The sequence below is a fragment of the Mucilaginibacter sp. genome, assembly GCF_039921305.1.
GTDB lineage: Bacteria > Bacteroidota > Bacteroidia > Sphingobacteriales > Sphingobacteriaceae > Mucilaginibacter.
The window spans coordinates 32,780-45,464 of the sequence record NZ_JBDSCA010000052.1 but is presented as its reverse complement, the minus strand read 5'-3'; the positions used below and the strand labels follow the sequence as shown (position 1 = coordinate 45,464).

Genomic DNA, 12,685 nt, shown 5'->3' with positions numbered 1-12,685 from the left:
AGCCGCTATCTTTATCAGATAACGGCTTTTTTATTGAATTACAGACCTTAAAGTTTGCACTTTGTTTGTGCGCCCACCTGGGCTCGAACCAGGGACCAAAAGATTATGAGTCTTCTACTCTAACCAACTGAGCTATAGGCGCAGAATCCTGCGCCTGCAATTCGGGTGCAATTTTACGCAAATACCACCGGAATACAAAAACTGATTTCAGTTTTTTATACGCTTTTAATACAAGTTGCGTTAAATAGGCTGCAAATCAGCCTGATATTTATTTAAAATTAATATCTAAACCACCTGATCATGTTTTTGGGAGGTATAAGGCCGGGTATTTTTTATCCAATAGGTTTTGTTTTAGTAAATATTAAAGTTAACATTGTATTTTAGACGAAAATATTTTATCCCTAAAGAAGAATGGCGAAGAGAAAAGATTTTAACTGGTCGGATGAAAGTGAGCCGCACAAAAAAAGAACTAAAAAGATCATTACCGAGCATCCCCACATCCGGGAACTGATAGGCCGAAACCCTTATACCTTCCTGGTTATCGTATTATGTGTAGGTATACAGGTTGCTTTAGCTATCCTGTTAAAAGATGTTTCGTGGTGGATAGTTGTACTGGCATCATACGTTATTGGCGCGTTTGCAAGCCATACTTTGTTTATCTGCATCCACGAGTGTGCGCACAACCTCGTATTTAAAAATCGTACATTAAATACACTGTCCGGAATATTCGCTAACCTGCCTCAAGCTTTTCCAAGTTCGGTATCGTTTCAAAAATATCATTTAAAACACCACTCCTATCAGGGCGTGTCTGAGTTGGATGCTGATATGCCTTTTGGCTGGGAAGCCCGTTTGATCACCAACTCATGGTTTGGTAAATCTATTTGGTTATTGTTTTTCCCGGTATTTCAATTATTGCGTCCATTCAGGTTAAAAGAGATTGACCTGCTGGATGCCTGGACGGTTGTTAACTGGCTTGCCGAAATTGCTTTTATGGTGGCATTCTATTACTTTTTTGGCGCTAAGGCCGTTATGTATATGATATTCAGCTTCTTCTTCTCGGTTGGCTTGCACCCGCTTGGCGCACGCTGGATACAGGAGCATTATTTAACCCATGGCGATGAGCAGGAGACCAAAAGTTATTACGGTGTACTAAACGTAGTTAACCTTAATGTAGGTTACCATAACGAGCACCACGATTTCCCATCAGTACCGTGGAATAATCTACCAAAGGTCAAAAAAATAGCCGATCAGCATTACGAAACATTGGGGTACCATACTTCATATACTGTTCTGTTATTTCAATTTTTATTTAACCGCGATCTGTCTTTATTCTCGCGTACTAAACGTTCAAACCGGGGTGGTAAATTAAAGGTTGCACCTGTTTCAATTAATAACGATCCCGTAGTTACCGAATCTGTATAACCATTCTTCTAAACCTTTATGACCAACGTTAAGAATATCATTTTTGATTATGGAAATGTTATTTTCAGTATCGATTTTTCGCTTGCGCAAAAAGCATGGACAGATTTAGGCGTTACCAACGTAGAACAGTTCTTCGGACACCGCCAACAAGATGACATTTTTAGTTCGTTTGAAAAAGGCGAGATCACATCAGATGAATTCAGAAACAAGGTTAGGCTCAAAGCCAACAAGCCAGAACTTACCGATAAGCAGATAGATGATGCTTTCAATACCATGTTATTAGGCGTAGCCGAAGGTAACCATGAGCTATTATTAAAGGTTAAAGCCAAATATCGCACCTTTTTGCTCAGTAATATCAATGCTATCCACTACGATTATATTATAGATCATTTAAAATCAAAATACAATTTTGACGGTAACGATCACTTATTCGAAAAGGTATATTACTCTCACCTGATGGGTAAACGTAAACCCAACGCGGATATTTTTGAGCAGGTTTTAAAGGAGCAAAACCTCAACCCTGCCGAAACTTTGTTTATTGATGATAGCCCGCAGCATTTAGCCACAGCCGAAAAATTAGGTTTGCAAGTTTACCTAATGAAAGCGCCGGATACCATCCAGGCATTTTTTGAGCGCGAAAAGCTGATCTAAAGCTTCTTTTTAATTTTGATCCAAATATTTTTTAACTTCTTAAAATAACGGTCAACCTCTCCTATTGGTTTGGCATTACGCCACTCAGTCAATTTTAGGTACTGATAAAAAAGCTCCTTGTATTTAGGATTATATTCGTAGGTAGTATAAAACGGCTTACGCGATATAAAGTGAACCAAAAAAGGTTCCTTCAGATCGCCGGAAGCAAAGTAATTCCAACGGGTATCCAACTCCAGCCATTTATTAGCCATAACCACGTTAAAGCCATATTGATCGGGATAGTTGGCAAATTTGATGTTATCGTTAATACAATCAATTACCTTTTGATCCAGGCTTTGTTCGGCCCATTTTTGAGTGTTTATCAATAGCAAACCTGTGTTAAAGTATTTGGTATCGGGAGCAAAGCCTAATTCCTTGTAATTCATAATACCGCCCCAGGAGTTATCAAAGGTTAACAGGCGGGGATCTTGTACTGCTCCAATAATGTTATCGCCTAATTCCTGGTTATATAGTTTGCTTACATCCTCCAGAACGATCATGTCAACATCTAAAAACAGTGCCTTTTGGGTATCTTCTGGTACAATATATTGGATAAACAGGCGCAGGTAAATAGTTACCGGGTACGATGTACGATCAAGCGGAAGCTTTACCCCTTTCGGGATGGTATCTTCCATTTTGATCCAGTTGATGGTAAACATATTGGCATCAACCGAAGCATGGATCTTTTTCTGACTGCTTTTTTTAACCCCGTCAGCAATTACATACACGTTGATGTGTTCGCCGCTTTTGTGGTTCATCTCAATAGACTTGAGCAGCGCTGCAAGCATAATTACATAATGTTCGTCGGTAACAACAACTATCGGGATGGCATTTTTTGGCATTGTAATAAGTTATACGGTAATTAGTAATGTTAGTTACAGTCGCTAAAAATGCAAATTAAAATGATAAAACAGTAACCAAATTGAAACATTCGGATAAAGCCTTATATTTCGGTTAATGTTAAGACCTTTTACCCAACCCGATTTCGCACAACTAAACACCTGGGTAAGCAGCGAAGAGTTGCTTATCCAATTCTCGGCAACGGCATTCCCCTATCCTTTAAACTACGCTGATATCGAAGCTTACATGCTCGCCAATCCCGACAGGCAATTTTATATGGTTAGCGATGAGCAATTGGGCGATTATGGCTTTGGTGAAATTATTCCGCAGAAAAACAATGTACCCCGCTTATCCCGCCTATTAATCGGCGATCCATCACTTCGTGGAAAAGGCTTTGGAAAAAAAATGATCTTACTTTTGTTGGATGAATGCCGCAACACACATTCATCTACCGGCGCGGAGTTGTACGTACTGACTGATAATCAACATGCTATAAAATATTATAAAAGTGTGGGTTTTAATTTTATTGGAGATGATATTGAAATAAATTTAAAAGGTAACATCAAAACCATGAAAAAGATGAGACTCAATTTTTAGCCTTCACTGCTGTTCTTTATTCTTTTTTTATTTTTATGAGTTATTTTAAACACAAGGCCATTTTTTATGTTGTACTTATAATCGAACAGAATATTCATCATTAAAAAGATACGATCATGAACAATCAAACAAAGTTAGTAGTAGGTGTACTTGCAGGTGCTGCGGCAATTGCAGCTGTTGGTTTACTATTTTCTACAGATAAGGGTAGCGAATTACGCGAAGAAGTTACCGATTATTTAGCCGATCTGGTTAAAACCGTAAAAAAGAAAGCAGAACAAACTGCAGATAGTTTAGCTGATTTAAAAGCGAGCGCCATAAAGTCGGCAAAATCATCAGTTAACGGTAAGGTTAATGATGTTGCCGAAGTTGTAGGTAATTAAGTATTAAAAAAAGCTATTTAAAGGGTTTCCACAATTTGGGAGCCCTTTTTTATACAATACGATTAATTTTATATGGCCCTGATTGAACCTGTTAAACAAAAAATAGAGCAGCCCGGTACAACCAAAACACGTTCGGCAAATTTACGAATTTGGCATTGGCTAAATGTAATTGCTATTAGTGGCTCATTAATAACAGTGCTTATTAATTCTACCCTATTAAAATCACGGCAACAGGCACCACTGGTACAATCCGAGCTTGCTAAAAATGGCGCGGGTGTAACTTTAGATCAGGCTCGCGCTGCTGTTCATGTGTTGAGCGATAAGGTTTGGGATATTCATGTGTATTTTGGTTACGCTCTGGTAGCATTATTACTTTTCAGGTTATTAGCTGAGTTTTTTGAACTGGCAGACCAAAAATTTATTATCACATTAAAAAAGGCCTGGCAACAATTTAACAACACAAAAAAGGCCCGCGAAAAAACAAGGCACGAGTTGTTTGTAAAATCAATTTATGTAGTGTTTTACCTATTACTTTTAACAATGGTGCTAACAGGGCTTTGTTTAGCGTTTGAAAAGGAGCTTCCATTTTCGTCATCCATGCAACATACTATTAAAGAAGTTCATGGTTTTTGCATGTATCCTATATTGCTTTTTATTGTTATTCACATAGCAGGCGTTATATTAGCCGAGCGTAAAGATGGTAAAGGAATAGTTTCGGATATGATAAATGGGGGCTAAAAACAATATCATCACATTTCATGTTCAACACTTATGGGATACGGTTTACTTACTATTTTAGCGGTTTTGGTTTTAATTGTTGGCATTTTTTATAAAGTGAGGGGCAATTGATATGCAAATAAGTCAAAAAGCCACTGCTACTAAAGCTGCTATAAAGCAATACCCGTTTTACTTAAAAACTACAGTTATTTTATTGGGGTTGGTTTTGCTAACCTATATATTATATACACTGCAAGGTATCTTTGTTCCTTTTTCATTTGCATTGATCATAGCCATTCTGCTTAATCCCGTTTGTAATTTATTGCAACGGATAAAAATACCAAGGTCTTACGCTATACTCATAGCCATACTAATTGCATATATTATAGTTGGAGGCATTGTGTTCTTTCTATCTGCCCAGATGATGCACTTTGGCGATTCATTTCCGGCACTCAAAGTTAAATTTGCCCATATCTTTCACGATCTGCAATATTGGCTCCAGGCCCGTTTTAACTTTGGTATCGATAAACAAAACAAATTAATTGACGAGACACTTAATGGCAGCAAGGCTTTATTAGGTGCTACCCTGGGCACAGCGCTTACAACCTTGAGTGTTATCTTTTTGATACCTGTTTATGTGTTTATGCTGCTTTTTTACAAAACCTTGTTACTCAATTTTATATTCGAGGTTTTTGCCGAAGAAAATTCACAATCGGTTAGGGTAATACTTAATCAAACCAAACAGGCCATTCAAAGCTATATGGTGGGTTTATTAATAGAAGCTTTTATTGTAGCCATACTCAACTCTGCCGGCTTACTGATATTGGGCGTAAACTATGCCATACTAATTGGTGTAATGGGTGCCATACTCAACATGCTGCCATACATTGGTGGTATAATAGCTATTGCTATCCCTTTATTAATAGCTACTGTAACTAAAGATGGTTATAGTACACAGTTGGGTATTATCATATCATTTATGGTTGTTCAGTTTATCGATAACCATGTTTTAATTCCATATGTAGTATCATCCAAGGTACAGATCAATGCTTTGATATCCTTGATCGTAGTTTTATTAGGTGGGGCATTATGGGGAGTTTCGGGCATGTTTTTATCTATCCCTTTTGTAGCGATCTTAAAAATAATTTTCGACAGGATTGATGATCTTAAACCATGGGCCAAGCTACTTGGCGATATAGTGCCAACCCGTCACAAAGGTGATATCTGGCGCATCCGCAAAAAGGAAGCTATAACAGAAAAGGTCACATCTTAATAATAAAGCCACAGTAAAACTTAACACTTAGTTAAAAACAATTAACTACTTTAAAAATATCTATTGTGCAAATTGCATTTTACAGCTATTAATTTATATTTGTAATAGGTTTGTTGCATTAACAAACCTACCCTCTTTAATTTTGTAGCTATGGATTATTATGCCTGACCGGAAAAGTATTGCCGTTTTCTAGCAGGTGATTTCTCCCCGCTTCATACAGGTATAGTTATTGCCTGTTATATAACGTTATTCTTTCGTTATGTATAATTCAAAGAGCTTATTTATAGTATATTTTAACTGAATGGAGTGATTTAAGCCCCATTTGCCAAATTTATTGTATAATTGATATTTAAATAGCGTTTAAAGTTGAGCAAAGTTTTACATCTTTTTAGCAACAAATTACCCGGTTTCAAATTAGCTATTCTTATGGCTGTTTTGCTTGGCAGCATTTGCCTTCCGGATAATTTATCGGCCCAACATTTAAGAACCATCACCGGTAAGATAACTGATTCGCAAACAGGTGAGCCCCTGCCCTATGTAACGGTATCGGTAAAATTAACTAATGGTACCCGCAAAGGTGTAGCCACCAATTTTGATGGCATTTATACCTTAGTTATAACAACAGCCATAGCTACCGATAGTATTTACACCAGTTATGTAAGCTATACCCCATCACGTAAGTTTATACCTAAAGTGGGGAGCCACGAAATTAATTTTCAGCTTTCGCTGGATACCAAAATGCTTAAAGCCATAAATATTACGCCTAAAACCTACGTAAACCCGGCCTGGGAAATTATGGCGCAGATGGTTAAGCACAAACCGAATAATGATTTGCAAAAGCTAAAAAGCTATCAATATCAAAGCTATAACCGTATTGAACTTTCGTTAACTAACCTGAGCGAAAAGATGAAGCAACGTAAAGTATTTAAACAAATACTACCGCTGATGGATAGCCTCAAAAAAATTGCCGGCGACGAAGGTACGCCTGTATTGCCCATCTTTGCTTCAGAAACCATATCTGATTATTTTTACCAGAACTCGCCGCAGCGCAAAGCCGAGTTTGTTAAACGCACCAAATCATCAGGTGTTGGTATTGAGGATGAAACTTTGGTGTCCCAATTAATTGGCTCAACCTTTTTACAGTATAACTTTTATAAAAACTACCTGCGTTTAGCCGGTAAAGATTTTATATCGCCATTAAGTGATAGCTGGAAAACCTTTTACAATTACGAACTAGTTGACGAGCACGATAAAATTGCCGGTAAAGAATATTATAAAATAGAGTTTAAGCCCAAACGCGGTCACGATTTGGCATTTAATGGTGTAATGTGGATCACTAAAGATGATTATGCTTTATACCGTGTTGATGCTTCGGTACCACCCGATGCTAACCTTAATTTTTTAAGCAAGGTACGTATCCAGCAAGAAATGGTTCAACCTATGGGTACAACTGCATGGTTACCCAACAAAACACGTATTACGCTCAATATAAATAACCTAACCAAAAACTTATCGGGCTTTATTTGTAAATTCTATCTTTCAAACAGCGATATCGAGATCAACAAAGATTATCCGGAAGATCTCTTTAAAGAACCTGTTGTAATGGCCGACGACGTGGCTAAAAAGGACGACAGATACTGGGCGCTAAACCGTCATGATTCACTTACAGTGGCAGATAAGCGGGTTTATCAAATGATAGATACCGTTAAAAACCTACCCATTGTTAAAACCTACGCCACCTTTGCGGGCATGCTGATCAATGGTTATTATAAGATAGGTAAAGTAAGTTTGGGGCCTTACCCTTACACGGTTAGCCATAATGACCTGGAAGGAACAGTTTTAAGATTAGGAGGCATTACCAATACACGCTTTAGCGATAGCTGGATATTGGGCGGATACGTAGCCTATGCATTTAAGGATGATAAAATAAAATACAGCGGCTCGGCTGATTACATTATATCGCGTAAGCCCTGGACACAAGTCGGCGGTTCTTTTTTGCACGATGTGGGCCAAACTGGTTACCAATATGAAAGCTTCACGCTAAGAGGAAATAATGTTTTTAATGCGTCTATTAATAATGGTTCGATAAGTATACGCGGTCCCTTCTATCAGGATGTAATAAAAGGATACGTACAGCGCGATCTGCAACGCGATATACGGGCAACTCTTACTGCAACGCACAGTACCTTTGATCCATTAACGTTTTTTGAATATCATGATCCCGATGATAAAACCATCTATAATAATTATCAAACATCAGAAATAACCGCAGAGTTGCAATGGAGGCCCGGAACACGCCAACTACAATCAAACAAAATAAACAAGCGTATGATGGTGGGCAATGGTGCCGATAATCCAACCTTTACGCTTAGATATATACATGGTATTAAAGGCTTAGGCGGCGATTTTAATTACGACAAGATTTTTGGTAACATACAACAAAAGGTACACATGGGCATTTTTGGTAAAGGCGAATACTCCATCACAGGAGGATTTATTCCAAGTAATGTACCTTATACTTTGGTAGAAAACCACCGCTTTAACTTTAATACCATGCGTTTTTTAGAGTTTGCGAGTGATAGGTTTGTGTCTCTTACCTACACCCAGCATATGGATGGCTTAATAACCAATAGTATCCCGCTGTTAAAAGCATTAAACGTAAGAACGGTATTAGTGGCCGATATTTTAGAAGGTAGCCTTTCAACTACCAACAATGAAGCTTTTAGGCGAGGCCGCACTATTGTTGACCGCAGCTTGGGTGCCGTACCCTATGTGGAAGTTGGTTATGGGGTAGAAAACATCCTTAAAATTATTCGTGTTGATTTTCTGTACCGCTTAACACATCTTGATCACCTGAATGTTCGTGGTGAATTGCCAAATACATTTGCACCGAGGGTAACCCTGCAATTCAGACTATAGTATTTAAAACTGAATTTGATATACAATGTTATGATAATAGCCGGCCAATAAAACTGACCGGCTATTATTGTTATGAAAACTTATCAAACCAACAAAACACAATCTGCAACCCTCCTGGCTGCAAAGCTCCGGGCAGAACTTCCGTTAGCATTCGATGGTAAGATAAATACACTTGCTCAACTAAACATACTTGAAAAAGAAAACAATATAGAGATTTGGTTACCTGCTCCTTACCAAGATTATTTATATAAGATTGAGATTGATGGCGTTAATGTAAACATAAGCAAATCCGAACATTATACAGACGATGTGAATAGTTTGGCTATGGAGGACGTGCTGATGGATATTATTATAGACTTTATTGGGAAAGAGAATATTGAGGCAATTGCACCATCAGCATAACCAGTCATTAAGTAACCCATAAGCTATGTGCCAATAACTAAAAAAGCTTATCACATAAAAAAGGAGTTTCCAAGCGAAACTCCTTTCTGTTTAAAATAGATAGATGGTATATTTTGTATTAAGCAACTTTATGGCTACGGCCACGGTTACTTAATTGTTGATGTTGAGATTTGAACGATTGCAGATCGCTTTCAATAATTTGTTTTAATTCTTTATCAAAACGAACCATCATTAATTTAGCGCGGTTAAGCATTAATTTTTCGATCACATTTTCTATATTTTCCATGGTGGTATATTTTAGATAGGTATATTTTATATTAAGCTGCTTTACGGCTGCTGTTTCTTTTTCCTAATTGCTGTTTTTGTGATTTAAACGATTGTAAGTCGCTTTCGATAATTTCTTTTAACTCCTTGTCAAAACGAGTCATCATTAAGCGTGTGCGGTTAAGCATTAATTTTTCGATTACGTTGTTCATATTTTCCATGGCTCAGTTGAATTAAGTTGATTAATATGTAGGCCATATTGCCAATATTATGCCACCAGAAACACATCAGCCTAAAAAAAGCCAAAACACAATAAAATGAGGGTTTTGAATAGAATCCGGTTAAAGCGCATTGTAATCACTGTATAATATAAAGGTCACTACACTGTAAAACACGCCTTTTAAAGCACACAGAGGCCTATCGGGATACCTCTATTTTAACCTTTTTGTTCTTAAGCTTTTCGTTTTTTATTTTCTGTACTGCTTGCTCAATACGGTTGCGCTTAACCGCCGCGTACGATTCATGGTCACGCACTTCAATCAAACCTAACTCATCTTTTTGCAGGCCACCTTTTTGCAGCAGCAAGCCTACAATATCAACTTTGTTCACCTTATCCTTTTTACCAGCGGATATGTAGAGCGTTTCCCAATCGGTTGGTTTGGGTGTGATATTCTTTTCGGGAAGTGTTTCTATTTCGGGTTTCTTTGTCAAATAAGGCAAGCTTTCGTCTGGCGATAATATCAGGTAAGCTGTACCTTTGGCGTGCATACGAGCAGTACGACCATTGCGATGTGTAAAGGCTTCTTCGTTGTGGGGTAACTGGTAATGTATCACAGCTTCAATTTCTGGAATATCTAACCCGCGCGAAGCGAGATCAGTAGTAACCAATATACGGTTACTGCCATTGCGGAACTTTAACAGGGCATGCTCCCTATCCTCCTGCTCCATACCACCGTGAAATACGCCATGTGTTAAGCCCATGTAATGGAGTAGTTCGCTTATCCTGTCCACGGCTTCGCGGTGGTTACAGAACACCAATGTGGCCTTACTTCCTATTTTACATATCAATGCGAATAGTATACTCAACTTATCTTCGGCATCGGCCATTACAGCTTTGATTTTTAAATCGGGTTTTATCACCGCGTCTTTCAAAAAATCAATTTCTACCGGGTTCTTAACTCCCGTAAAAGATGGAATATCATCCATTTTGGTAGCCGATGTCAGGATACGTTTATTTAATCCCGGAAGGCTACGGATAATGTAAGCCATATCTTCCTGAAACCCGAATTCCAGAGCTTTATCAAATTCATCTAAAACTAAAGTTTGCACGGTTAATGCATCAAAGCTTTCGTGGCGAACGTGGTAGGCTATACGCCCCGGTGTACCAACTAATACGGCTGGCGGTTGTGATAGGCTGTTCTTTTCTATCCGCGTTGGGTGGCCACCATAGCAGCAACTTATTTTGAAACCCGTAGCCATGCCTCTAAAAACCTTCTCTATCTGCAATGCCAATTCCCGCGAAGGAACTAAAACTAAAGCCTGTACCCCTGCCCTGTCTTTATCAAGCAAATTTAACACCGGTAGCAAAAAACCTAATGTTTTACCAGAGCCTGTTGGAGCCAATACAACCATATCGCTTTGCTTAGGTACGTTAAGCGCGGCATTTTGCATTTGATTAAGGGCGGTTATGTTTAGGTTTTCGAGGGCTTTTTTGATCATGATGCCGCAAAGGTACGGTTTAGTCTTGAGTCCATAGTCGATAGTCCACATGCACTATGGTAAGATAATCTATAGAGTATGGACTATCGACTATGGACTTACCACCTCAAAACCTTACCTTTGCGGCAAATGTGGTCAGATAAATTAAAGTTAAATAAGCAGTTGGTGCGTTCGCTAACGGATGCGGGATACTTAACGCCTAAAGAGATGCAGTCGCGGGCGTTGTCGCGAATTGTTGGCGGGCAGGATATGATTGGTGTTGGCCCCGAAGGCTGTGGAAAAACAACCACCTATATATTGGGTGTTTTAGCAAGGCTTAAATATGGTTTTGAAGAAGCGCCCAGAGCTTTGATCTTAGTTCCCGACAAGGAACGTGTGATTGCTGTAGCCGAGCAGTTTGAGTTGCTTAATAAAAATAAAAGCATCCGTGTGGTGAGTTTATACGCTACTCCGGGCATTGAAGCACAAATGGATGCTTTGGCAGATGGTGCAGATATTGTGGTTGCTACGCCCGATCGTGCCCGTGCCATTTATTTAAAGTTGGGCTTAAACCTGAACAAGATTATCATGTTTGTGGTTGACGATGCCGAAGCCATTGTGAAACAAGGTTTGCAACTCCCTGTTAACGAACTGGCTAACAGCATTACCAAATGCCAGCATTTAATATTCACCGAAGTTTTGCATGGCAAACTGGAGCACATGATAGCGCCGTTTATGAACGTGCCAGCCATTATTGAGGTTGAAGAATTGGGTGAAGCTAAAGCCGAAATACTGGATCAGGTGCTGTACCATGTTCCAAATTTTCGCACCAAACTCAATTTATTAAACTTGCTAATGCAGGATACCGAGGTGTTTACCCAGGCGGTTGTGTTTGTAAATACCCGTTTAACTGCGGAGAAGGTATTGAACAGTTTTACCCACATCCTGAAAAAGGAAGCGGCGATACTGAACCCTTTGTTTTTTGAGACAGCAGGTTTTGAGCGCATTGAAGAATTTAGGCAACAAACCGAAAAACGCATATTAATTGTAGCTAACGAATTGCAGGGTTTTGTTGATGTGGAAGATATTCCATTCATTATTCACCTGGAATTGCCCATTGAAAAGGAAACCTTTATAGACCGTATTGTGAAGCGTTATGATGAGCAGGAAACCTTTGCCATCACCTTCGCCACGGATATTGAATTGGGCACGGTTAAAAAGATAGAGCATGCCATTGGCCATAAAATTGAGATTGATGAACTACCCGAAGGTTTGGTTATAGCCAAAGAAGAAAGCAAAACCGAGGTTAAGAAAAAGATTTCACCCAAAGCGGACACGGAAGTTCGGGGCGAAGCTTTCCACGAGAAAAAGGACAGCAACAAAAAGGATTACAATTTTAGCGCTGGGACAAAGGCTAAGATGAATAAAAAGAAGAAACACGGATAGTGAGCCACAAGCAAAAAGCGTAAAGCTGAAAGTTTTT

General features: G+C 38.8%; 13 protein-coding genes and 1 tRNA gene. 9 read left to right on the top strand and 5 right to left on the bottom strand.

Translation table 11 applies throughout. The features are described from left to right. Positions 1-68: 68 nt before the first annotated feature. A tRNA-Ile gene (locus ABIN91_RS15360) sits at positions 69-142 on the bottom strand. Positions 143-411: 269 nt separating this feature from the next. Between ABIN91_RS15360 and ABIN91_RS15355 the strand changes: the two genes are divergently transcribed. Next, positions 412-1,422, top strand: a complete 1,011-nt coding sequence (locus tag ABIN91_RS15355; protein WP_348052105.1) for a fatty acid desaturase — start codon at positions 412-414, stop codon at positions 1,420-1,422. Between the two features lie 18 nt (positions 1,423-1,440). Continuing rightward, entirely contained in the window at positions 1,441-2,073 is a 633-nt protein-coding gene (locus tag ABIN91_RS15350) for an HAD family phosphatase (RefSeq protein WP_348052104.1), read from the top strand. Here ABIN91_RS15350 and ABIN91_RS15345 read toward each other — a convergent pair. Then, on the bottom strand, positions 2,070-2,954 hold the full coding sequence (locus ABIN91_RS15345; RefSeq protein WP_348052103.1) for a glycosyltransferase family 8 protein: 885 nt from the start codon (positions 2,952-2,954) through the stop codon (positions 2,070-2,072). The genes ABIN91_RS15350 and ABIN91_RS15345 overlap by 4 nt on opposite strands. Before the next feature lie 115 nt (positions 2,955-3,069). Here ABIN91_RS15345 and ABIN91_RS15340 point away from each other — a divergent pair, with 115 nt between their 5' ends. The 6 genes from ABIN91_RS15340 (at position 3,070) to ABIN91_RS15315 (ending at position 9,240) form a co-directional block, all read left to right on the top strand. Beyond that, on the top strand, positions 3,070-3,549 hold the full coding sequence (locus ABIN91_RS15340; protein WP_348052102.1) for a GNAT family N-acetyltransferase: 480 nt from the start codon (positions 3,070-3,072) through the stop codon (positions 3,547-3,549). A gap of 116 nt (positions 3,550-3,665) precedes the next feature. After that, positions 3,666-3,929, top strand: a complete 264-nt coding sequence (locus ABIN91_RS15335; protein WP_348052101.1) for a YtxH domain-containing protein — start codon at positions 3,666-3,668, stop codon at positions 3,927-3,929. Between the two features lie 72 nt (positions 3,930-4,001). Further along, a complete protein-coding gene (locus ABIN91_RS15330) occupies positions 4,002-4,667 on the top strand; it encodes a cytochrome b/b6 domain-containing protein (protein ID WP_348052100.1) in 666 nt (221 codons plus the stop codon). A 112-nt stretch (positions 4,668-4,779) separates the two neighbouring features. Next, complete coding sequence (locus tag ABIN91_RS15325; protein ID WP_348052099.1) at positions 4,780-5,919, top strand: AI-2E family transporter; 1,140 nt, start codon at positions 4,780-4,782, stop codon at positions 5,917-5,919. Positions 5,920-6,345: 426 nt separating this feature from the next. Next, entirely contained in the window at positions 6,346-8,838 is a 2,493-nt protein-coding gene (locus ABIN91_RS15320) for a DUF5686 family protein (protein WP_348052098.1), read from the top strand. 72 nt (positions 8,839-8,910) lie between these two features. Beyond that, positions 8,911-9,240 carry a hypothetical protein gene (locus ABIN91_RS15315; protein WP_348052097.1) on the top strand — a complete coding sequence of 110 codons (330 nt, stop codon included), beginning with the start codon at positions 8,911-8,913 and terminating at the stop codon, positions 9,238-9,240. 118 nt (positions 9,241-9,358) lie between these two features. Here the strand turns inward: ABIN91_RS15315 and ABIN91_RS15310 are convergent, their stop codons facing one another. The 3 genes from ABIN91_RS15310 to ABIN91_RS15300 form a co-directional block, all read right to left on the bottom strand. Further along, the gene (locus ABIN91_RS15310) at positions 9,359-9,526 is read right to left on the bottom strand and encodes a hypothetical protein (protein ID WP_348052096.1); all 168 of its coding nucleotides are present in this window, start codon (positions 9,524-9,526) and stop codon (positions 9,359-9,361) included. Positions 9,527-9,557: 31 nt separating this feature from the next. Continuing rightward, positions 9,558-9,725, bottom strand: coding sequence for a hypothetical protein (locus ABIN91_RS15305; RefSeq protein WP_348052095.1), 168 nt, complete (start codon positions 9,723-9,725; stop codon positions 9,558-9,560). 196 nt (positions 9,726-9,921) lie between these two features. Further along, on the bottom strand, positions 9,922-11,223 hold the full coding sequence (locus tag ABIN91_RS15300; RefSeq protein WP_348052341.1) for a DEAD/DEAH box helicase: 1,302 nt from the start codon (positions 11,221-11,223) through the stop codon (positions 9,922-9,924). 78 nt (positions 11,224-11,301) lie between these two features. Here ABIN91_RS15300 and ABIN91_RS15295 point away from each other — a divergent pair, with 78 nt between their 5' ends. Then, positions 11,302-12,648, top strand: a complete 1,347-nt coding sequence (locus ABIN91_RS15295) for a DEAD/DEAH box helicase (RefSeq protein WP_348052094.1) — start codon at positions 11,302-11,304, stop codon at positions 12,646-12,648. The last annotated feature ends 37 nt before the right edge of the window (positions 12,649-12,685 follow it).